General features: G+C 63.1%; 22 protein-coding genes. 16 read left to right on the top strand and 6 right to left on the bottom strand.

Going from position 1 to position 19765, the window contains the following annotated elements; genetic code table 11:
• Window positions 1-93: 93 nt before the first annotated feature.
• Window positions 94-459 (top strand): hypothetical protein, encoded by a 366-nt coding sequence (locus tag ACJD00_RS05505; RefSeq protein ID WP_309408019.1) that lies wholly within the window; start codon window positions 94-96, stop codon window positions 457-459.
• Between the two features lie 84 nt (window positions 460-543).
• Here the strand turns inward: ACJD00_RS05505 and ACJD00_RS05510 are convergent, their stop codons facing one another.
• Entirely contained in the window at window positions 544-909 is a 366-nt protein-coding gene (locus ACJD00_RS05510) for a DUF1844 domain-containing protein (protein WP_309408018.1), read from the bottom strand.
• 310 nt (window positions 910-1219) lie between these two features.
• On the opposite strand from ACJD00_RS05510, the gene infC reads away from it, so the two are divergent.
• The 11 genes from infC (at window position 1220) to ACJD00_RS05565 (ending at window position 11743) form a co-directional block, all read left to right on the top strand.
• A complete protein-coding gene (infC, locus tag ACJD00_RS05515; RefSeq protein WP_418909314.1) occupies window positions 1220-1879 on the top strand; it encodes a translation initiation factor IF-3 in 660 nt (219 codons plus the stop codon).
• Window positions 1880-2049: 170 nt separating this feature from the next.
• On the top strand, window positions 2050-2244 hold the full coding sequence (gene rpmI, locus ACJD00_RS05520) for a 50S ribosomal protein L35 (protein ID WP_309408017.1): 195 nt from the start codon (window positions 2050-2052) through the stop codon (window positions 2242-2244).
• Window positions 2245-2340: 96 nt separating this feature from the next.
• Entirely contained in the window at window positions 2341-3021 is a 681-nt protein-coding gene (gene rplT, locus ACJD00_RS05525) for a 50S ribosomal protein L20 (RefSeq protein WP_309408016.1), read from the top strand.
• Between the two features lie 92 nt (window positions 3022-3113).
• On the top strand, window positions 3114-4010 hold the full coding sequence (locus ACJD00_RS05530; protein ID WP_418908835.1) for a TrmH family RNA methyltransferase: 897 nt from the start codon (window positions 3114-3116) through the stop codon (window positions 4008-4010).
• On the top strand, window positions 4007-4435 hold the full coding sequence (locus tag ACJD00_RS05535; RefSeq protein WP_418908836.1) for a (deoxy)nucleoside triphosphate pyrophosphohydrolase: 429 nt from the start codon (window positions 4007-4009) through the stop codon (window positions 4433-4435). Before ACJD00_RS05530 ends, ACJD00_RS05535 begins: the two co-directional genes overlap by 4 nt.
• Before the next feature lie 144 nt (window positions 4436-4579).
• Window positions 4580-5236: a hypothetical protein gene (locus tag ACJD00_RS05540; protein ID WP_418908837.1), complete on the top strand. Its 657-nt coding sequence runs from the start codon at window positions 4580-4582 to the stop codon at window positions 5234-5236.
• 128 nt (window positions 5237-5364) lie between these two features.
• Window positions 5365-6444: a phenylalanine--tRNA ligase subunit alpha gene (pheS, locus tag ACJD00_RS05545; RefSeq protein ID WP_309408006.1), complete on the top strand. Its 1080-nt coding sequence runs from the start codon at window positions 5365-5367 to the stop codon at window positions 6442-6444.
• 3 nt (window positions 6445-6447) lie between these two features.
• The gene (gene pheT / locus ACJD00_RS05550; protein ID WP_418908838.1) at window positions 6448-8988 is read left to right on the top strand and encodes a phenylalanine--tRNA ligase subunit beta; all 2541 of its coding nucleotides are present in this window, start codon (window positions 6448-6450) and stop codon (window positions 8986-8988) included.
• A 165-nt stretch (window positions 8989-9153) separates the two neighbouring features.
• A complete protein-coding gene (locus tag ACJD00_RS05555) occupies window positions 9154-9834 on the top strand; it encodes a cyclase family protein (RefSeq protein ID WP_418908839.1) in 681 nt (226 codons plus the stop codon).
• A 25-nt stretch (window positions 9835-9859) separates the two neighbouring features.
• Window positions 9860-10357 carry an aminoacyl-tRNA deacylase gene (locus ACJD00_RS05560; protein WP_418908840.1) on the top strand — a complete coding sequence of 166 codons (498 nt, stop codon included), beginning with the start codon at window positions 9860-9862 and terminating at the stop codon, window positions 10355-10357.
• Between the two features lie 96 nt (window positions 10358-10453).
• Entirely contained in the window at window positions 10454-11743 is a 1290-nt protein-coding gene (locus ACJD00_RS05565; RefSeq protein WP_418908841.1) for an MFS transporter, read from the top strand.
• Between the two features lie 59 nt (window positions 11744-11802).
• On the opposite strand, the gene ACJD00_RS05570 is transcribed toward ACJD00_RS05565, so the two are convergent.
• Both ACJD00_RS05570 and ACJD00_RS05575 read right to left on the bottom strand, forming a co-directional pair.
• The gene (locus tag ACJD00_RS05570; RefSeq protein ID WP_418908842.1) at window positions 11803-12324 is read right to left on the bottom strand and encodes a phosphoribosyltransferase; all 522 of its coding nucleotides are present in this window, start codon (window positions 12322-12324) and stop codon (window positions 11803-11805) included.
• A gap of 60 nt (window positions 12325-12384) precedes the next feature.
• The gene (locus ACJD00_RS05575) at window positions 12385-12759 is read right to left on the bottom strand and encodes a PH domain-containing protein (protein WP_418908843.1); all 375 of its coding nucleotides are present in this window, start codon (window positions 12757-12759) and stop codon (window positions 12385-12387) included.
• A 94-nt stretch (window positions 12760-12853) separates the two neighbouring features.
• On the opposite strand from ACJD00_RS05575, the gene ACJD00_RS05580 reads away from it, so the two are divergent.
• Window positions 12854-14374, top strand: a complete 1521-nt coding sequence (locus ACJD00_RS05580) for a DUF5129 domain-containing protein (RefSeq protein ID WP_418908844.1) — start codon at window positions 12854-12856, stop codon at window positions 14372-14374.
• Between the two features lie 79 nt (window positions 14375-14453).
• On the top strand, window positions 14454-14957 hold the full coding sequence (locus ACJD00_RS05585; RefSeq protein WP_418908845.1) for a hypothetical protein: 504 nt from the start codon (window positions 14454-14456) through the stop codon (window positions 14955-14957).
• On the opposite strand, the gene ACJD00_RS05590 is transcribed toward ACJD00_RS05585, so the two are convergent.
• The 3 genes from ACJD00_RS05590 to ACJD00_RS05600 form a co-directional block, all read right to left on the bottom strand.
• The gene (locus ACJD00_RS05590) at window positions 14871-15344 is read right to left on the bottom strand and encodes a GNAT family N-acetyltransferase (RefSeq protein WP_418908846.1); all 474 of its coding nucleotides are present in this window, start codon (window positions 15342-15344) and stop codon (window positions 14871-14873) included. The genes ACJD00_RS05585 and ACJD00_RS05590 overlap by 87 nt on opposite strands.
• A 192-nt stretch (window positions 15345-15536) precedes the next feature.
• Window positions 15537-16100 (bottom strand): hypothetical protein, encoded by a 564-nt coding sequence (locus tag ACJD00_RS05595; protein WP_418908847.1) that lies wholly within the window; start codon window positions 16098-16100, stop codon window positions 15537-15539.
• Window positions 16101-16401: 301 nt separating this feature from the next.
• Window positions 16402-17370: a quinone oxidoreductase family protein gene (locus ACJD00_RS05600; protein WP_418908848.1), complete on the bottom strand. Its 969-nt coding sequence runs from the start codon at window positions 17368-17370 to the stop codon at window positions 16402-16404.
• 174 nt (window positions 17371-17544) lie between these two features.
• On the opposite strand from ACJD00_RS05600, the gene argC reads away from it, so the two are divergent.
• Both argC and argJ read left to right on the top strand, forming a co-directional pair.
• Window positions 17545-18576, top strand: a complete 1032-nt coding sequence (gene argC / locus ACJD00_RS05605) for an N-acetyl-gamma-glutamyl-phosphate reductase (protein WP_418908849.1) — start codon at window positions 17545-17547, stop codon at window positions 18574-18576.
• Window positions 18573-19763: a bifunctional glutamate N-acetyltransferase/amino-acid acetyltransferase ArgJ gene (argJ, locus tag ACJD00_RS05610; RefSeq protein WP_418908850.1), complete on the top strand. Its 1191-nt coding sequence runs from the start codon at window positions 18573-18575 to the stop codon at window positions 19761-19763. The genes argC and argJ overlap by 4 nt, the downstream gene beginning before the upstream one ends.
• Window positions 19764-19765 lie beyond the last annotated feature (2 nt).

Here is a 19765-nt window from a genome sequence, read left to right on the forward strand (position 1 = left end):
GTCACCGGCTGATAGGTTCGACGTGATCGGCGATCATGACGACGACGGCGCCGATAGACGACTAGTAGGCGAACCGATGGAAGTGATATCCGCATGTTGATCGATCCAGTCCGCGGGTGGAGATTCGCTCTCCTTGCGGTGATCTATGCGGGCTTCTTGCTGGTGGTTGGTGAACTGGGCGTGCCCCTGATCTGGTGGGCCATAGCGGTCGTTGGCCTGCTAGGGGCCGCGACGGGTATTTGGGTGTATCGCCGAGAGCATTGGAACTTTAGAGCCCGTGGGAGCAGCCTGTATTGGGGCGGCATCCTGATCTATACAGCCCTGGTGTTCTACACCCGAACGTTGGGAGGAATCGCAGGACTCATTCCTGCAATCGCGGTAGTGTGCGGCGGATTCGTCTGGCTGTATCTGGCTAAGGTCTGCGTATCAGACGACGAGCTCGTCGACAGCCCGATCTGATGTCCGCAAGAACAAAGGGCCCGCATGCGTAGACGCATCCGGACCCCATGACTTTAATCTCTTAAATTTGTACCTAAATGCCGCTTAGTTCACCGGGCCGGTGAACTTTTCGCCCGGACCCTTCCCCGGCTCGTCCGGAATGATGGACGCTTCGCGGAAAGCTAGCTGGAGGCTGCGCAAACCGTCGCGCAGTGGAGCGGCGTGCTGTGAACCGATCTCCGGTGCACCGGCGGTGACTAGGCCTGCTAGTGCAGTGATGAGCTTACGGGCCTCGTCGAGATCCTTGAGCTCATTGGCGTCGTCGCCCTCGGCGAGACCGCATTTAACTGCGGCGGCGCTCATCAGGTGCACGGCGGCGGTGGTAATGATTTCAACGGCCGCGACCTCGGCGATGTCGCGAACCTCCTGGGCCACGTTGTGCTCGTGCGAGTTGGTGTCTTCGGTACTCATACTGCTAAGCTTGTCACAGACCGACTCGATGCAGGTACTTGAGAGTGTCCGGAATCCTCCGGATGTGATCAACGGACCAGCTTTGAGCCCAGCAAGTGGAGGCCATCTCCCACCCGCTGTCGCCGACTTCAGGCTTCCGGGTTTTTCGGCAGGATGTCAATGCATCCCTTAAGAGATCCTTTGGGTTCTCACGCCGATGTCGTTATGGCCTTCACCTGCGAACTCGCAGATGGAGGCCTTCTTTATTTGCGGGACACGGACTTTCGAACATCAGGAGTAACACATCAGCGATCCACGCATTAACGAGCGCATTCGCGTACCAGAGGTACGTCTCGTTGGCCCTAACGGTGAGCAGGTCGGCATCGTCCGCATCGAGGACGCATTGCGACTGGCTCATGAGTCCGATCTGGACTTGGTCGAGGTGGCGCCTAACGCCAAGCCTCCGGTGTGCAAACTGATGGACTTCGGCAAGTACAAGTACGAAGCCGCGGTCAAGGCTCGTGAAGCTCGTAAGAACCAGACCAATACGGTGCTGAAGGAAGTTCGCTTCCGTTTGAAGATCGACACCCACGACTACGAGACCAAGGTTGGCCACGCGCTACGCTTCCTGGCCGCTGGTGACAAGGTCAAGGCCATGATCCAGTTCCGTGGGCGTGAACAGCAGCGTCCGGAGATGGGCATTCGCCTGCTCGAGAAGTTTGCTGACGATGTCGCCGAAGTCGGTGCAGTGGAGTCCGCTCCGCGTATCGATGGCCGCAACATGGTCATGGTGGTTGGCCCATTGAAGAATAAGGCTGAGGCTCGTCGCGAGCAGCAGGCGAAGTCCGGTGGCCGTAGCCGCCGCGGTGCTAGCAAGGTGAACACCGAAGCGCCGCAGGAGACCGAAGGTCAGTCCGTTGCTTCCGCCATGGACGATGAGGCTCGAGCCAAGCTGGAGCAGGCCCGCGAAGCAGCCGAGGGCGACGCCTAGCCACGCCTGTTGGGTTCACAGCAGCCTGTCACCGTCCAACGGTGGGAGATCTTCTTCGCGAAGATCTAACTATAAGAGAACAACAGCGATCCTCTCCCATGGGAGGGCCGCTTCGGATGATCCCTCGGTGGTTTACCGACCGCCGAGAGCACGTAAGGAGAACGGCAGCTATGCCGAAGTTCAAGACTCACAGTGGCGCCAAGAAGCGCTTCAAGCTGACCGGTAGCGGCAAGCTCAAGCGCCAGCAGGCTAACCGCCGCCACTACCTGGAGCACAAGTCCTCGCGTCTGACCCGTCGCCTGGCTTCCGACCAGATCGTGGCCAAGGCCGATGTGAAGACCATCAAGCGGATGCTGGGTCTCTAAGCCTCCCTTTTGCAATTCGGGGAAGCATAACCCCAACAACCATAGTTTTCCCTTCACCCCACCGGGCGAAGGAAACCGACTTGAAGGAGTACACACGTGGCACGTGTGAAGCGGGCAGTCAACGCCCACAAGAAGCGTCGCGTCGTAATGGAACGCGCAAAGGGTTACCGCGGTCAGCGCTCGCGCCTGTACCGTAAGGCCAAGGAGCAGCTGCTCCACTCGTTCGTATACAGCTACAACGACCGCCGCAAGCGCAAGGGTGACTTCCGCCGCCTGTGGATCCAGCGCATCAACGCTGCATCCCGCGCCAACGGCATGACCTACAACCGCCTGATCCAGGGCCTGAAGGCCGCTGAGGTCGAGGTTGACCGTCGTATGCTGGCCGAACTGGCCGTCTCGGACGCCAACGCTTTCGCCGCGCTGGTCCAGGTTGCAAAGGGTGCCTTGCCGGCTGATGTCAACGCCCCAAAAGCGCCTGAGGCAGTAGCCGCCGCACCAAAGGCAGCAACCAAGAAGGTTGAAGCCAAGGCTACTGTCGCTGCTGAGTCGACCCCGGCTGAAAAGGCCGAGGCCGTCGGTGCATACAAGGCTGTTGACGGCGCCGATGTCCCGGAAGGGTTCATCATCAAGGGCAACGCCGGCTCCAACAAGTACCACGTACCGGGCTCGACCTGGTACGAGCAGACTGTTGCTGAGTACTGGTTCAACTCGGTTGAGTCCGCCAAGGCCGCAGGCTTCGAGCCTGCCGGTGGCGAAGCTCGCCAGAAGATGAAGTAGATCTGACCGTATAGGACAGATCACAGCTAACAGGCGGTGTTCACGAACGCGTGAACACCGCCTGTTTGCATGTCAGCTAGTATCCTCGAATCATGACCAGCTACGCCGATGAGCTCCTGAGCAACCCCAAAGCCGACCGGGTCAAGACCGTCGCACGACTCGCCAGCCGGCAGGGACGCAAGAGCACCGGCAACTTTCTGGTCGAGGGTCCGCAGGCGGTGCGCGAAGCCCTCAAGGCTTCCCAGCACAATCCTTCATTGGTCACTCAGGTCTATGCGGCCGAAGGATTCCTCGAGGCCAACCCCGAGTTCGTAGAGATGCTTTCCGGTACACGGGTATTCACCCGTACGGTCACCGGGCAAGTTCTGCTGGCCATGGCCGACACCATGACCCCGCAGGGCATCATCGCGGTTGCCAGAATCACCGAGCCCACGCTCGAGGAGATCTTTGCGCAGCAGCCAAAGCTCATCGCCGTTCTCTGCCAAGTGCAGGACCCTGGCAACGCCGGAACGATTCTTCGGGCGGCCGACGCCGCTGGGGCCGACGCTGTGGTGCTCTCCAAGGGAAGCGTCGATATTTACAACCCCAAGGCGGTGCGATCCACCGTCGGCTCGCTGTTCCATTTGCCGGTGCTCAGCGCGGTGGACTTTGCCGAGCTTGCCCAGTTGGCTCGTGCGAACGGGGTGCAACTGCTGGCCGCCGACGGCTACGGAGCCCATGACCTGGATGCACTACAGGATGCCAGCGTGCTGCGAAGGCATGACTCCGGCGCCGGTGCAACGCAGGACGAACCGGCTCTTGAACAGCCCAGCGCGTGGCTCTTCGGCAATGAGGGGCAGGGGCTAAGCGATGAGGAAAAGCACGCCAGTGACTATGGTGTCGCCGTTCCGCTCTATGGTGCCGCCGAGTCGCTGAACGTGGGCACCGCGGCCACGGTGTGCCTGTACGCTTCGGCTCGCGCCCAGAACCGGATGGGAGCTGGAGCGTGAAACAGATCGTAGCTGTCGCCATACTTGATTCGCTGACCGCTCCGACCCGCCTTTTGGCCGCACGCCGCACCTACCCGGAGCATCTGGCCGGACAGTGGGAATTTCCCGGCGGAAAAGTTGAGCCGGGGGAGGAGCTTGTCCAGGCGGTCCACCGTGAAGTGCGCGAAGAACTGGGGGTGAGCGTAAGCCTTGGCGAGGAGCTGGTCGGGCCGACCGCCATGGGCTGGCCACTGCATGAAACCGCCGCGATGCGCGTGTGGTTTGCCGTAGTCAACGACGGAGTCCCGGAACCTATCGAAGGACACGATGAGCTGCGTTGGTTGCCGCTCGACGCGGATCTGGCGGAGCAGGTACCGTGGATCCCAGCCGATGCGCCGATCGTGGCAGCCCTCCTGGAACGCGTCGCAGGCCGTCTGCCTGACTAAATACCCCGTGCAGGATAATCTCGCTCACCGAAATGTGAGGTGAAAGGCGAGTTACCAGCGCGTAAGATATAACGGTGCCCGCGGGCAGGGCACCTCGCAATGGCTTCGGCCGCCTCATAAGAACGTTGTTTGGGAGACTACTCCGTGAAGAAAATTCTCGGCACCATTATGCTTGCCGTGCTTGCAGCGCTAACGATGGTCGGCTGCGCAAATGTAGATGCGCAGATCAACATCAAGAATGCAGACTCGGCCAGCGCACAGGTCAAGGTGACCGCCGACAAGTCGTTGGTCGACGGGGCCAGCTTCGACGAGCTCACGACCCCCAGCGGCGTGCCGCTCTCGCAGATCCTCACCGTCGAAGACGATGAGTGGAGCATCGCCAAGGTCGACACCGCAGATGAGGTTGGTCTGGAATTCAGCACCATCGGCACGCTGAACCTGGTGCAGTTGCAGGACGCCCTGTCGAACCTGCTCGGCGTCGATGCCCAGTTGGTCAGTGAGGGCGAGGACATCAAGTTCTCGATGCCGGGTATTGCCGACGCTCTTGGTGGCGGCGTGCTCAGCTCCGGTCACCTGTCGGTTACCTACTCCGGGCACGTGGTGAGCCACTCCGCCACCGGTGTGCAGGAACATAACACCGTGACCTTCGACCTGCTGCAGCCCACGGCCGAGTATCAGGTCACCGGCACCGCCTCACACGCGCTGTTTTACTCGGTGGTCTTTGGCGGGGCCCTGCTGGTTCTGACCTTTATCTTTGCCCTGGCCTTCGCGCCCAAAGGTGTCAAGGAGCACACGCACTAAGCTGCTGCGGCAGCCGTGAGCACATCAGCACAGCTTTGGGGCCCGTCATCGTTCAAACGATGGCGGGCCTTAGCTAATAGAATGGGACTTAAGAATCCCGCGAGAGAAGAGAAGGATCGATCGATCCCATGTCTGATCAGACAATCCAGGAGGAACACACGTTGCAGCCTCCCGTGCCCCATCCCACCGATGAAGCGGCCGTAACCGCCGCCGTCGAGGCAGCCCTAGCGGCCATCGAAAGCGCCTCCGACCTAGCCCAGCTGAAGGAGGCCCGGCTGGCGCACACCGGCGAGAAGTCCCCACTCTCGTTGGCCAACCGCCAGATCGGCTCGCTGGACAAGTCCGAGAAGGCCGTGGCCGGCAAGCTCGTGGGTGCCGCCCGCGGCCGGGTCAACAAGGCTCTTGCCGCCCGCACCGTCGTGCTGGAAGAGGAAGAGGCCGCCCGCATCCTCGTCGAGGAGACCGTCGACGTCACCGCTGCACCACGCCGTCGTCGTGCCGGTGCCCGGCACCCGCTGTCGGTGCTGCAGGACCGAGTCTCGGACATCTTCGTCGGCATGGGGTGGGAAATTGCCGAGGGGCCCGAGGTGGAATCCGAGTGGTTCAACTTCGACGCGTTGAACTTCAAGCCGGATCACCCGGCCCGCGAAATGCAGGACACCTTCTTCATCGAGCCTGCCGACGCGCACCTGGTGCTGCGCACGCACACCTCCCCGGTACAGGTCCGTTCGATGCTCGAGCGCGAGGTGCCCGTCTATGTGCTCTGCCCGGGACGCACCTTCCGCACCGATGAACTGGACGCCACCCATACCCCGGTCTTCCATCAGTTCGAGGGCCTGGCCGTGGACAAGAACCTGACCATGGCCGACCTGCGCGGTACGCTGGAGCACTTCGCCCGGCAAATGTTCGGCGAGGAAGCGAAAATTCGTCTGCGTCCGGCCTACTTCCCGTTCACCGAACCCAGCGCGGAGCTGGATTTGTGGCACCCGACCTTCAAGGGCGGGGCACGCTGGATCGAATGGGGTGGCTGTGGCATGGTCAACCCGAATGTGCTGCGCGCCGCGGGCATCGACCCGGAGGTTTACTCCGGCTTTGCCTTCGGCATGGGCATTGAGCGCACGCTCATGTTCCGTAACGATGTCCCGGACATGCACGACATGATCGAGGGCGACATCCGTTTCAGCCAGCACTTCGGGATGGAGATCTAAGCAATGCGTATTCCACTGTCTTGGCTGCGCGAGTACGCGCAGGTACCGGCCGATGCCACGGCCGAAGACGTCATGGCCGACCTGGTCAAGGTTGGTCTCGAAGAAGAGGACGTGCACCGTCCCTCCGACGAGCTCTCCGGCCCGATCGTCGTCGGTCAGGTGCTCTCGCTCGTCAAGGAGGAAGCCTCCAACGGCAAAACCATTAACTGGTGCCAGGTGCGCGTGGTGCCCGAGGGTGCCGAGCAAACCCTGACCGGCAAGGGGATCGACCCCAGCGGTGTGCAGGGGATCGTGTGCGGTGCGCACAACTTCGTCGAGGGCGATAAGGTCGTGGTGACCCTGCCCGGCGCGGTGCTGCCCGGTAACTTCAAGATCAGCCCCCGCAAAACCTATGGTCACGTATCGGCCGGCATGATCGCCTCGAGCCGTGAGCTGGGTATTGGCGAGGACCACGACGGCATCATGGTGCTCTCCACGCTGGGCCTCGACCCGGAACTGGGCACCGACGTGATGGAACTGTTCGGACTGAACGACCAGGCCGCGGAAATCAACGTCACCCCGGATCGCGGCTACTGCTTCTCGATCCGTGGGGTGGCTCGCGAATACGCGCTGGCCACCGGCACCGAGTTCGTCGATCCGGCCTCGAAGGTCACCGTCGCCGAGGCGCAGGCCCTGGGCTTGGACATTACCCTGGCCGACGAGGCGCCGATCTATGGCGTGCCCGGTTGCGACCGTTTTGTCACCCGCGAGGTGACCGGCATCGACGCCACCGCGCCGACTCCGCGCTGGATGGCTTCGCGGCTGCAGCTGGCCGGCATGCGCTCGATTTCGTTGCCGGTGGACATCTCGAACTACGTGATGCTTGAACTCGGCCAGCCGCTGCACTTCTACGATGCCGATAAGCTCAGCGGCGGCATCACCGTGCGCCGCGCGACGGCGGGGGAGAAGCTGGTCACCCTCGACGAGAAGGAACGCGAGCTGTCTCTCGAGGACCTGCTGATTACCGATGACTCCGGGCCTATCGGTATCGCCGGTGTGATGGGCGGGGCCTCCACCGAGGTTTCGGACACCACTACCCGCGTGCTGATCGAAGCGGCACATTTCGATGCGGTGTCCATCGCCCGCTCGCGCCGTCGCCACAAGCTGCCTTCCGAAGCGTCGAAGCGTTTCGAACGTGGCGTCGACCCGCAGGTGACCGCCGTCGCCGCACAGCGCGCCGTCGACTTGCTCGTCGAGCTGGCCGGTGGCACCGAAACCCGCAACATCACCGATGTGCAGGATTTGGCCCCAGCGGCACAGGTACTGCTGCCCGAGGGCTTCGCCCAGCGTCTGATTGGCGTGGACTACAGCGACGCGCAGATCACCGAGGCGTTGACCGGTATCGGTGCCAGCGTGACGCGCACCGCCGAGGGCTTCGCCGTGCAGGTGCCAAGCTGGCGTCCGGATCTGGCGATTAAGGAAGACCTTGTCGAAGAGGTCGCTCGTATCGTGGGTTACGACCAGATTCCGGCGACCCTGCCGGTGGCCCCTCCCGGCCGCGGGCTGACCCGAAGCCAGTCGCAACGCCGCCGCGTGCTGCAGGCGCTGGCCGACGCCGGTTTGACCGAGGTGCTGTGCTACCCCTTCGTGTCCACCGCGCAGAACAACACCTTCGGTACCGCGAACGCGGGCACCGAGGTGCCCTCGGTGGCGCTGGCCAACCCGATCTCCAAGGAGTTCGGCTTCCTGCGCACCAGCCTGTTGCCGCAGCTGCTGGAAACCGCACGTCGCAATAACGGCCGCGGCTTCCGCGACCTGGCCCTCTACGAGGGTGGCCTGGTGTTCCTGCCCAAGGAACAGATGGGTTCGTCGGTACTGCCTCCGCTGGGTGCTAAGCCCAGCGAGGACGTGCTCGCGAACCTCTTCGACGGGGTACCGCACCAGCCATGGCATGTGGCCGCCGTGTTCACCGGACATGAAGCTGCTGCCGGGGTGGACTTCACCCCGCGCGCCTGGGACTGGGCCGACGCGATCGACGCGGCACGCACCGTGGCCGATGTGCTCGGCGCCCCGCTGCAGGTTGCCCAGGGCAGCCACCAGGCCTTCCACCCGGGCCGCGTGGCGGCACTGAGCGTGAACGGCACCGTGATCGGTTACGCCGGTGAACTGCACCCGCAGTTGCTCAAGGACGCCGATTTGCCGGCCCGCACCTGCGCCATGGAGCTGGACGCCGAGGCCCTGATGGCTGCGGCACCCGCCGTGGTTGTGGCCCAGGCGCTGTCCACCCAGCCGCTGGCTACCCAGGACGTTGCCTTGGTCGTGGATCAGGAAGTTGTGGCCGGTGACGTGCTGGCCGCACTGCGCGAAGGCGCCGGGGAGCTGCTCGAAGACATCGCGCTCTTCGATGTGTACACCGGGACCGGCATCCCCGAGGGGAAGAAGTCGCTGGCCTTCGGTCTGCGCTTCCGCGCCGCGGACCGCACGCTGACCGCCGATGAGGCCTCCGAGGCGCGCGCCGCTGCGGTCTCCCTGGCCGCGGAGCGCTTCGGGGCCACCCAGCGCTAGACCGCGTAAGCGCACCTAACTGCAACGGGTCGGTAGTTCAGCACGAACTACCGGCCCGTTGTGTGTATCCAGCGGTTCATCGCCCACAGCGTACGCCGTCAAAGCCGTGCAGGCCCAGCGTTATACGATGGGCTCTATGACCCGGAACCATGTACAGGTAACGCCGTGAGCCAGGAGCTGATCGACCTCAGCCATCCCATCCACACCGGCATGCAGGTCTACCCCGGTGACCCGCAGGTGACGCTGCGACGGGCCGCGGAACTGGAAACCGACGGCTTCGAGGTTGCCGAGCTACACCTCGGCTCACATAGCGGCACGCATATGGATGCACCGTTACATCTGATCGCCGACGGGTCGCCGATCGATCGGATCCCGCTGGAGCACTGCACCGGCCCGGCACGTATCGTGCACCTTGATACGCCACCCGCGCAGTCGGTAATCAGCCTTGCCACGGTGCGAAGTCAGCTCAGTGGGCTCCGTCCCGGAACCGTCGTCCTCTTTCACACCGGATACTCTCGCCACTTCGGCACCGACGAGTATTTACGCCACCCGAGCCTCGCGGTAGAGATCGCCGAGTTTCTGCTCGAACACGGCGTGCGTCTGCTCGGTGTCGATACGCTCAGCCCAGATCCGACATCGGATTCCGAACAGTCCGAACCGGTACAGCTGCCGGTGCATGAGGTTTTCCTCGGCGCCGGTGGGCTGATCGTCGAAAATCTTACCCAGTTGCATCGGGCCTCGGGAACAGGCTGGTGCTTCAGCGCGTTTCCCCTAAAGCTACGCGGGGTCGATGGGTCGCCCGTGCGCGCGGTATTAACGCGACAGGGTGCAGCGGCCGACAATTAAACGCGCGTCGCAGAGAGGAGCATCAGTGGGTACGGACGCTAAGACCCCACAGAATCCGGCAATCGCCGCGGTGCAGGCCGCGGGCATCGAGTATTCGGTGGCGCGCCATGGGCCGGTCGCCAGCTTGCAGGAAGCGGCGCAGGCTCGCGGCGTCAGCGCCGCAGATCTACTCAAAACCCTCGTGGTGCGTCGCGCCGCCGAGGACTACGTGTTGGTTCTGGTGCCGGGGGATCGCCGCTTCTCCTGGACCAAACTGCGGGCCTTGTTGGGCACCAACCGACTGTCTATGCCGGATGCGGCCGAAGCCCAACGAGTTACTGGCTATGAGCGTGGCACGATCACTCCCTTCGGCACCCGTACGGTCCTTCCGGTGATTGCCGATGCACATATTGTCGGGCGGCACATTTCGCTTGGAGGCGGTGAACACGGGGTGGGGTTGAACGTGGCGGCCGATGATGTGATCCGCCTCTTCGACGTCACCGTGGCCGATATTTCGGATCAGGCACCGGGCTCGGCTTCATAGTTCGCCTGCCGCTCATGGGAGCGCCGCTACGGGCATTAGCATTGACCGGTGGGTCGGCATAGCGGCGGCACATGACAGGTGGAAGGTAATTGTAGAATGAAACGACAAGGGCCCGGGGCGGGCGTGCATCCGAAGCGTGGACCGCGCCCGCGGGAGACCGGAGCCCTGGCCGCACTGCACAGTCGGCCCTTTCGCATCTATGCCGCCGGTCAACTGGCGGCGACGATTTCCTTGTGGATTCAGCGCATTGTGCAGGATTGGCTGGTGTTCGAACTGACCGGCAGCCCGGCGATGGTCGGGGCCCTGGTGCTGATCCAGTTCGGTCCCACCCTCCTGTTGGGCATGTGGGGTGGGGTGATCGCCGACCGTTATGCCACCGGACGGCTGCTGTTATTCACCCAATCCGGGGCCGCGGTGGTGGCCCTGCTTATGGCGGTACTCGGTTTGACCGGTGGGCTAGGGGTCGCCACCATCTTCATCGCTGTGGCGGTGCTGGGCGTACTCTCCGTGGTCGAACGTCCGGCCCAGCAGGTTTTCGTTGGCGAGCTGGTGGATGCCGCACGCTTGCCCAACGCGATCAGCATGAATTCCACGATCTTTCAGACCGGCAGCATGCTGGGGCCGGCGGTCGGCGGGCTGATGATTCCCCTCGGTCCGGGATGGGCCTTCGGGACGGCGGCCCTGCTCAGTGCCGGCAATGTGCTGGCGCTGAAGCAGATTGCCGCCCGTGCGGAGGCGCGGCACGCGGCGCCCAAGGCAAAGGGGCAGATTGCCGAGGCACTGCGATACTGTGTGCAGCGCCCGCCGATCTTTTGGACGCTGTTGCTGCTGTGCTTCGTATCGTTGATCGGGCTGAACTGGCCGGTGCTGCTGACCAGCATGGCCGAGGCGGCGGGGGCCGGCGGTGTGGGATACGGGCTTTATACCTCGGCCCTTGGAGCCGGTGCCCTGATCGGGGCCCTGCTTGCGCTACGCCGTAGTGTGGTTCGGCTACGCAGCGTCTACTTGGCGACCGTGGGATTCATGATCTTCAAACTGATCGCCGCCTTCGTGGGAAACCAATGGATCTTCGTGTCGCTGATCGCCGCGGCCGCCGCCTGCAGCATCCTGATGTGGACGGCAGCGAACACCACCTTGCAACAAAGTTCCGAACGCTATATTCGCGGGAGGGTGATGTCCCTTTACATTCTCATCGCGATCGGTGGCCAAGCCTTGGGTGGTCCGCTACTTGGCTGGGTGATTGAATTGACCGGCCCACAGGGGGCGATGGCTCTTTCCGCAGGTATTCCCTTGGCCGCGGCGCTGTCCATTGGTTCGCTGGCGCTACTGTGGCAGCGGCGCGCGCGGCACCAAGCAAGTGCCGAGGCCCAGGGTAAGGGTATTTAACGAGAGATGGTGGCGGTGCCCGCGGGCACCGCCACCATCTGCTGCGGGGCTAGAAACGATTAGGCTTCGGTGGCTGCGGTCACCGGCGGCAGTGCCGACCACGGGAAGGTGATCCACTTGTCGGTCCGACGCCACTCGAAATCCGGGGCCAGGATGGTCCGCGGCTTGGTGTAGAGGCAGACGGTCTTAACTTCGGCGCCCCAGTTGCCGATGAGGTCAACGACCTTGGCGAGGGTGCGACCCGAGTCGGAGACGTCGTCGACCAAAAGGACCTTCTTATCGCGCAGGTGTCCCTCGTCGAGCATCGGAGGCAAGACCACCGGCTCGGGCAACACGGTGCCGATGCCGGTGTAGAACTCGACGTTCAAGGCACCGCAGGCCTTGACGCCCAGTGCGTAGGAGATGGAACCGGCCAGCAGCAATCCACCACGGGCGATGGCCACCACGACGTCGGGTTCGAAGCCACTGTCAACAACGGTCTGCGCAAGTTCACGGGATGCTTCGCCGAAGGTGTCCCAGGTGAGCACCTCGCGCTCTGGCTCTGGAAGGACGTCGATACCGGAATCGTCAATGCTAGTCATTCTCCCAATAATACCGTGAGCCGCACAGGGCGGTGTATCGATGTTGTGCAGCTAACGGTGCTAGAGAACCTTCGTGGCGATCAGCTGTGCCAAGGCACGAACGTCCACCTTTCCCTTGAACTCGAAGCGCACCATTCCCAGCCCGCTAAACCACAGGTCGAGCTCCGAATCCAGGTCGAAGGTTCCGGCGGTTTCGACACTAAAGGACTGGATCTTGGAGTACGGCAGCGAGGTGTAGTCGCGTTTCTTGCCGGTCAAGCCCTGCACATTAATGGCGATAATGCGCTTGTCGGTGAACGCCACCGAGTCGCGCACGCCCTTGAAAGCGGCCAGTACTTCCTCGCCGGGCACGAGCAGGGACGCGACCTCTTCGGCTAGATCGGCTGGGTTAGTCGGACCGAGCTTCAGCAAAGACGCATTCGAAAAGTCAATCATTGACTCAGCATAGCCCGGCTGCCAGCGGCTAGGATGACAACTAAGCTAACGTCCGGATTTATTCGACGTGCTTCGGCACGCAGAAGGGGCCCCGATGAACCGTCTGTCAAAGATCGCCCGGCTTGGCTCGGCCGCTGCGCTCCTGGTGTTCAGCTCCTTGGCGGTGATACCTTCCGCCTCGGCTCAAGGCACCTCGGCGCAGTCGGGCGCCAATAACCTCGTTTCGGTCTCCATCGATGATGAGGCCCTGGTACTCAACGACGAGAAGCTGCGCGACGCGCTCGCCGAAATCAGCTTCTATGAACCGACCAAGGTCGCCATCTATACCCGTGAAGGGGAGTATTCCGACGACATCAACACCGAAACGCTTTCCTACGCCAAGAGTGCGCACCCGGAGTGGATTTCGGCCGACCCGGAGGACTACGGCGATTACTGGGCCGATGGGTATTTCATTATTACCCTCTCGGTCGAAGGCCCCGGTGATGGGCAGATTGGCACGTACTTCGGTGAGGACCGTAAGGTTGGCGATGGCCAAATGCAGTCGATTCACGAGGCGGGCTACGAGGATTTCAATCAGGCGTGGTGGACCGACGGGGTGATTGCGGTCGCCGACAAGGGGGCGGCGGTGATGAACCGCCCGTGGTATAAATCCCCGGCGTTGTGGATCACCACCGGTGTACTTGGCGGTGGCGCGGGCGTGACCGCCGGGGCGGTGCTCCTGGTGCGGGCACACCGACGGCAGAGCTTCGCCGCCGAACTGTCGGCTGGCAGTGAGCACCTAACGCGCGTCACGATGGATTTGGAAGTCACCGAATTATCGGCCCGGACGTTGCCTACTGGCTCGCGGCATGCAGCCGATTTGGAGCGTCGTTTCGCCGACTTCACCGAGAAGTACCGCACGAGTTTCGATGAGCAGCAAGACCTGCAAGCCATGGATAAGAAGGCTCGATCTTCTAGCGCCGCGGTGCAGCGCGCCAAGAAGTTCCGCGAGACAGCTGAAGAATTGGATGCCACGGATGATGCGATCACCGCCGCCGCGGCACTGTATACCCGCTCGGCTACTTGGGAAGACGCGTGGCGTGCCCAAACGGCGCCGATCCTGGAGGATCTTGACGAACTCGGCAACCTGTCTTCCGAGGGGGAAGAGAAATTGCAAAGCGCGTTCGCGGCCCTGCAATCCTTTGGTGAAGAAGCGCGTGCGGTCGTTGCACGGACCGGCACCGAACTGAAAGCCGAGCGTATCGACGTGGACACGGCGTTGGACCGGCTGCGGGAGTTGCGTGAGCGACTGACTGCGCGGCTCGACGAATACGCCAAGGTGCAGATCGAAAGCTATGCCGAAACGGAATCCGAGCGCGAGCAAATGCGCGACAAGCTACGTGAGGCACGCAGTGCAAATAACCGGTCACGAACGCGTGGCGGCGGATCCATTCTTGATGTCATTTCACCGGCCGATCTGTTCTGGCGGGTTCAGGCTTACAACGTTGGGTACAGTTCCGGAGTCAGTGCGGTGGAGAGCTCGCGGCAGTCGGCCAGTTCCTCCAGCGGGGGTATTTCCCATGGCTACTCCGGGGGAGGCAGCTTCTCGGGATCGGGCGGATCGTCGCGGTTCTAGGAGGCATTATCTCGTCGGCCATCGTGGATGAACGGTGAAATCTATTGATTAACGATAGGTTCATGCTGATAATCGATGTATGAGAAAGTTTCTTCATGCCCTGATGTGGCCGTTGATTGCTTCGCTGTGGATCCTACTGGGCGCCATGGAAGTACTGCTTCCGGGCTTGGCGCGGCAGATGTCCGCGGGGTTGTGGGAGGTCGAGCATCTCGCCGTGCCGTACAGCGTTGCAGGGGTGATCGCGCTGGCCGCGTTGCAGGTCATGATTTTGGCCCTAGGCGTACTAGCTAGGAAGCGGTTGCAGGGCCGGGTCGTGGTCCCCGCTGATCGACTCTGGGCGCGACTGGCCTTGACTTGCGCGGTCCTAGCCACCACTCTTCCAGTGGCCACCATCGGGCACCTGTTGTTCGTGGTGTCGGTTGGTGGCCCGGGATTCTTGTTGCTTGCCGCCGCAGATCTTGCCGTCGGAGGGGCGGTGTGTGGAATGTTGTGGCGGCTATGCGCGAGGTTGCGCCGCTCGGTGCAGGGTCATGATGCGTTGATCATCGGTGTGCCCACGCCGAAACCCGCGACGTTCGAGTAGCTTCAGTGAGGCGGTGTTCTGTTCGTGCACCCGCGCCAGCAAGTCCGTATCGGGGAAGCGGTCTGCGACGAGCGGCAGCCCGGCATCCAGCATGCGTCCGGCCACTCCTTGCCCCCAGTTCTCGGGGCGGACCCAATAGCCGACTTCCACTCCGCTACCGGTGTCACTTGCGACGAAAAGCCCAACAGGGATCCGATTGACGAGGGCCAGTAGCCAACAGATGTGCTCATCCTGAACCGCCTGGTTCAGGCGCTTCATCGTGAATTCTTCGCTCCACGGTTGCCCGTCGCCCACGAAGGCGGTCACCCGAGCATCGGAGGCTAGCGAGTAAATGAAGTCAGCATCCGAAGGCGTAATCTCGCGCAGGGTCAGTTCGCTCTGGGACATGTCACCTAGCCTACGGGGCTTCGTTGCGCTTTTCTCACGCTTGGCCCCATATGTCGATCAGCCATGGTGCGCGACGCTTCGCATAACACTGTTGAGCGCATCGGTTGTAGTTGAACCCGGCTGGAATGGCGAGCGGCGGATGCATGGACAACGCAAGGGTTCTTCTAGCGGGACTCTTTTGCCCAGACTTCCTTAGTCTCCTTCAACCTCGAAAACGGACACGGCGAGCTCAACGTGGCCCAGCGACCCTAGGGTGTCCGGCCATTCGGTCGGGCTCAATGCTCTGGTGGTGAACATTTCAACTGAGTTTTCTGTGCAAGCTTCCGACTGGATGCCTGAGCGCAAGGGTTCAGAATCGATGCTGAAGTCAACGCCCCAGGTGGTCCCCGGTTCACCTGACGAGCGGCATATGTACGAGACAAGCAGCGATTTTCCGTCCGCTCCCTGAGTCTTCGGGATGCTCAATGCTCTATCAGGCCCGAGCAAACCTTGGGCAACGAAGACCAAATTCGCGGCAGAAGATTCTTCGTTGCGTTTCTCGGTGAATTCGGTGAGTCGGGCGGGGTCAAAGGCTTCGTATACTGCTTGGGCCTCAGAAAAGCCATCAGAGCTTCCCGGTGTTCCGTTGCTGGTCGAACTGTTAACTGACGGATCGGCTGGGGTGGCCGTGCATGCGACGAGGAACAATGGTAGGGCGCACGCCAGCGCCGTATACACGGCCTTCGTGCCGACCAGTAGTGAAAGCCTTGATTCCATGACTCATCTCTGCCTCAAATTTACAAAATATGAGTAAGAGACTACACAAGAGCACTGCGCATTGACGTTAACTCAGGGGAGCGTCGCAGGATGCGGGGAGGGTCCCCACGGTACTTCAATGCCCGCGTGATCGAGTCTGCTAAATAGGTCTCCGATAGCTCGCCGACCGGGCATTCTCCCCCTGTCTGGAACACATCGGACTGCGTGGCCGGATAACCGCGTTGGATTGATCCGGCCAGCAGCCAGCTAGGGTGGCGTCCCGCGACGGCCAGCGGGTAGACCGTCAGCAGTATTAGCAGTATTAGGGGAGTAATAGTACCTTGCCGGTGGTGGCCCGGGATTCCAGAGCTGTATGTGCGGCGCCGACCTCGGCCAGATCAAAGCTGGCCCCGATGCGTACGTCGAGGGTGCCGCTGGCCGCCCAGCCGAAAATATCGCCGAAACGCCACGCGTGCTCGTGCGGGTCCTCAATGAAGTGGTTCAGCGAGGGGCGGGTGACCTTCAGCGAGCCGCCGGTGTTTAGGCGTTGCAGGTCGAAGGGCGGTACCTGACCGCTAGCTCCGCCGAAGAGCACCAGGGTGCCGCGGGTGCGCAGTGCCGCTAGGGAGGTTTCGAAGGTGTCCTTGCCGATGCCGTCATACACGGCATGCACTCCGCGCCCGTCGGTGACTTCGGCGACGGTGTCGGCGACCTGATCGTAATCCACCACGTAGTCGGCTCCGGCGGCCTTGGCCAGGTCCTTCTTCTCTTGCGTGGAGGCGGTGGTGATTACCGTGGCGCCCTTGAGTTTGAGCATCTGGGTGAGAAGCAGTCCCACGCCGCCGGCCCCGGCATAGCTCAGTATCACGTCGTCCTGACGCACCAAGTAGCTCGAGTGCACCAGGTAGTGTGCGGTCATTCCCTGCAGCGGTAGGGCGGCGGCCAACTGCAAGTCCATGCCTTGCGGGACCTTGCCAACATGTTCGGCCTTGACCACTGCATATTCGGCATAACCGGCCACAGCTCGCGAGGTGGCCACGGCCTCGCCGATGCTGAGTCCCTGCACGCCTTCGCCGAGGGCGGCGACGGTGCCGGAGATTTCCGATCCTGGGGTGAAGGGGTAGTCCACCGGGTAGACGCCGGAGCGCTGGTAGGTTTCGATGAAATTAACCCCGATAGCCGCGACCTTGACGAGAATCTCGCCGGGCCCCGGGGTCGGCGCCTGCTTGCGGGTTACCTTCAGCACCTCTGCTCCGCCGGGGACGCTGACGACAATGGCGTTTTGCTGCATGCTCACTCCTGAATCCATCTCGAGGCTGCCGGGCAGGCTTCCGACTCGAAGCCGGTGGCCCGTCACCGCTACAACGTTACTCTTCGGGGGCCCGCATCCGTGGTGCGCAAGGCACCGCCGTGTCATAGTGAATATTTATTAGGTTTCATGAATATGCAGCGGTAGAGTGAGGTCATGACGATTTCAGTAGCAGTCTCCGGCGCCAGTGGATACGCCGGTTCAGAGGTGTTGCGCCTGTTGGCCAACCACCCAGAGGTCAGCATCGGCACCATCACCGCGCATTCGCAGGCCGGGCAGCGACTCGGGGCCGTGGCCCCGCACCTGCATTCACTGGCCGACCGCGAACTGGTCGAAACCACGGCGGAGAATCTGGCCGGGCACGATGTCGTCTTCCTGGCGTTGCCGCACGGAGCCAGCGCTCAGCTGGCCGCCGAACTGCCTGCCGAAACCCTGATTATCGACGCGGGCGCCGATCATCGGCTAGAGTCCGCGGCCGCGTGGGAAAAGTTCTACGGCAGCGCGCACGCCGGGCACTGGCCCTATGGCCTGCCCGAATTGCCCGGCGGACGCCAGGCGCTGCGCGGCACCACCCGTGTGGCGGTTCCCGGCTGCTATCCCACGGGAGCCCAGCTCGCGTTGGTGCCCGGCTTTGCCGCGGGCCTGCTGGCCCCCGAAGATGTTGTGATCGTCTCGGCCTCCGGCACCTCCGGCGCCGGTAAGGCGGCCAAGGCTCACTTGCTTGGCGCCGAGGTGATGGGTTCGATGAGCCCCTACGGCGTAGGCGGCGTGCACCGGCACATCCCCGAAATGGAACAGGGCTTCTCCAAGGCCGCCGGCGAGGCAGTGACCGTCTCCTTCACCCCGACGCTGGCCCCCATGCCGCGCGGCATCCTCACCACCGCGACCGCCCGGGTGCGCCCCGGGGTCAGCGCCTCGCAGCTACGCGAGGCGTGGGCCGCCGCCTACGCCGAGGAACCCTTCATTCATTTGCTTCCCGAGGGCCAGTGGCCCACGACCGGCGCGGTGCTGGGCAGCAACCATGTGCAGTTGCAGTTGGCGCTGGATGAACACGCCGGACGCGTGATCGTCAGCGCGGCACTGGACAACCTGACCAAGGGCACCGCCGGTGCCGCCGTGCAATCGATGAATATCGCCCTCGGGTTGCCCGAAACCCTAGGCCTGAGCCAGCAAGGAGTGGCCCCGTGAGCCAGCCGACCGAGAATTCCCCCGCCCCCGAAGGCATCACCACTCCGGCCGGATTCAGTGCCGCTGGTGTTGCCGCGGGACTGAAGTCCACCGGTGCCAACGATGTGGTGGTGGTGCGTAACCAGGGCCCACAGTTCGCCGCCGCCGCGGTGTTCACCTCGAACCGCGTGGCCGCCGCCCCGGTGCACTGGTCGCGTCAGGTGATCGCCGACGGGCGCGCCGATGCGGTGGTGCTCAACTCCGGTGGAGCCAACGCATGCACCGGCCCGGAAGGTTTCGCCAACACCCACCGCACCGCCGAACATGCCGCCGAAGCGCTGGGCGTTTCGGCCGGCGACGTGCTGGTCTGCTCCACCGGCCTGATCGGCGAGCAGCTCCCCATGGACAAGCTGCTGCCCGGGGTGAGCGCCGCCGTGGAGGCGCTGGCCGCAACCCCCGAGGCGGGTATGGCTGCCGCCACCGGCATCATGACCACCGACACCGTCCCGAAGCACGGGGCACGTCACGGATCCGGCTACGCCATCGGCGGGATCGCCAAGGGCGCGGGCATGCTGGCCCCGGCGCTAGCCACCATGCTCGTGGTGCTCACCACCGACGCGGAACTAGACGCCGCGGAACTGGACGGTGCCCTACGCGCCGCCACCGCGTTGAGCTTTGACCGCGCCGACTCCGATGGATGCATGTCCACCAACGACACCGTGGTGCTGCTGGCCTCCGGGGCCAGCGGCGTGCGCCCGGATCTTCAGGAGTTCACCGCGGAACTGACCGGGCTGTGCCAGGAGCTGGCCAAGGGGCTGATCGACGACGCCGAGGGCGCGCAACACACCATCACGGTGCGCACCTTCAACGCGGCCAGCGAGGCCGACGCACTTGAGGTCTCCCGTGCGGTCTCCCGCTCCAACCTGGTGAAAACCGCCATCTTCGGACGCGACCCGAACTGGGGCCGCGTGCTGTCCGAGGTGGGCACCACCGCCGCAGCCTTCGAACCCGAGCAGCTGAACGTGTCCATCAACGGGGTGCAGGTTTGCCGCAACGGCGGGGTCGGCGAGGACCGCTCGCTGGTCCAGTTCAGTGGCCGCGAGGTCGCCATCGACATCGACCTGAACGCCGGGTCGGCCGAGGCAAGCATCCTCACCAACGACCTGACCCACGATTACGTGCATGAAAATTCCGCCTACTCCAGTTAGGT

The organism is Glutamicibacter endophyticus, assembly GCF_048457885.1.
Classification (GTDB): Bacteria; Actinomycetota; Actinomycetes; order Actinomycetales; family Micrococcaceae; genus Glutamicibacter; species Glutamicibacter endophyticus.

Excerpts from the sequence above, each read along its gene's own strand:
- ACJD00_RS05505 (WP_309408019.1), top strand. The coding sequence starts at position 94 with ATGTTGATCGATCCAGTCCGCGGGTGGAGATTCGCTCTCCTTGCGGTG.
- ACJD00_RS05510 (WP_309408018.1), bottom strand. The coding sequence starts at position 909 with ATGAGTACCGAAGACACCAACTCGCACGAGCACAACGTGGCCCAGGAG.
- rpmI (WP_309408017.1), top strand. The coding sequence starts at position 2,050 with ATGCCGAAGTTCAAGACTCACAGTGGCGCCAAGAAGCGCTTCAAGCTG.
- ACJD00_RS05530 (WP_418908835.1), top strand. The coding sequence starts at position 3,114 with ATGACCAGCTACGCCGATGAGCTCCTGAGCAACCCCAAAGCCGACCGG.
- pheS (WP_309408006.1), top strand. The coding sequence starts at position 5,365 with ATGTCTGATCAGACAATCCAGGAGGAACACACGTTGCAGCCTCCCGTG.
- pheT (WP_418908838.1), top strand. The coding sequence starts at position 6,448 with ATGCGTATTCCACTGTCTTGGCTGCGCGAGTACGCGCAGGTACCGGCC.
- ACJD00_RS05565 (WP_418908841.1), top strand. The coding sequence starts at position 10,454 with ATGAAACGACAAGGGCCCGGGGCGGGCGTGCATCCGAAGCGTGGACCG.
- ACJD00_RS05570 (WP_418908842.1), bottom strand. The coding sequence starts at position 12,324 with ATGACTAGCATTGACGATTCCGGTATCGACGTCCTTCCAGAGCCAGAG.
- ACJD00_RS05575 (WP_418908843.1), bottom strand. The coding sequence starts at position 12,759 with ATGATTGACTTTTCGAATGCGTCTTTGCTGAAGCTCGGTCCGACTAAC.
- ACJD00_RS05580 (WP_418908844.1), top strand. The coding sequence starts at position 12,854 with ATGAACCGTCTGTCAAAGATCGCCCGGCTTGGCTCGGCCGCTGCGCTC.
- ACJD00_RS05585 (WP_418908845.1), top strand. The coding sequence starts at position 14,454 with ATGAGAAAGTTTCTTCATGCCCTGATGTGGCCGTTGATTGCTTCGCTG.
- ACJD00_RS05590 (WP_418908846.1), bottom strand. The coding sequence starts at position 15,344 with ATGTCCCAGAGCGAACTGACCCTGCGCGAGATTACGCCTTCGGATGCT.
- ACJD00_RS05595 (WP_418908847.1), bottom strand. The coding sequence starts at position 16,100 with ATGGAATCAAGGCTTTCACTACTGGTCGGCACGAAGGCCGTGTATACG.
- ACJD00_RS05600 (WP_418908848.1), bottom strand. The coding sequence starts at position 17,370 with ATGCAGCAAAACGCCATTGTCGTCAGCGTCCCCGGCGGAGCAGAGGTG.
- argC (WP_418908849.1), top strand. The coding sequence starts at position 17,545 with ATGACGATTTCAGTAGCAGTCTCCGGCGCCAGTGGATACGCCGGTTCA.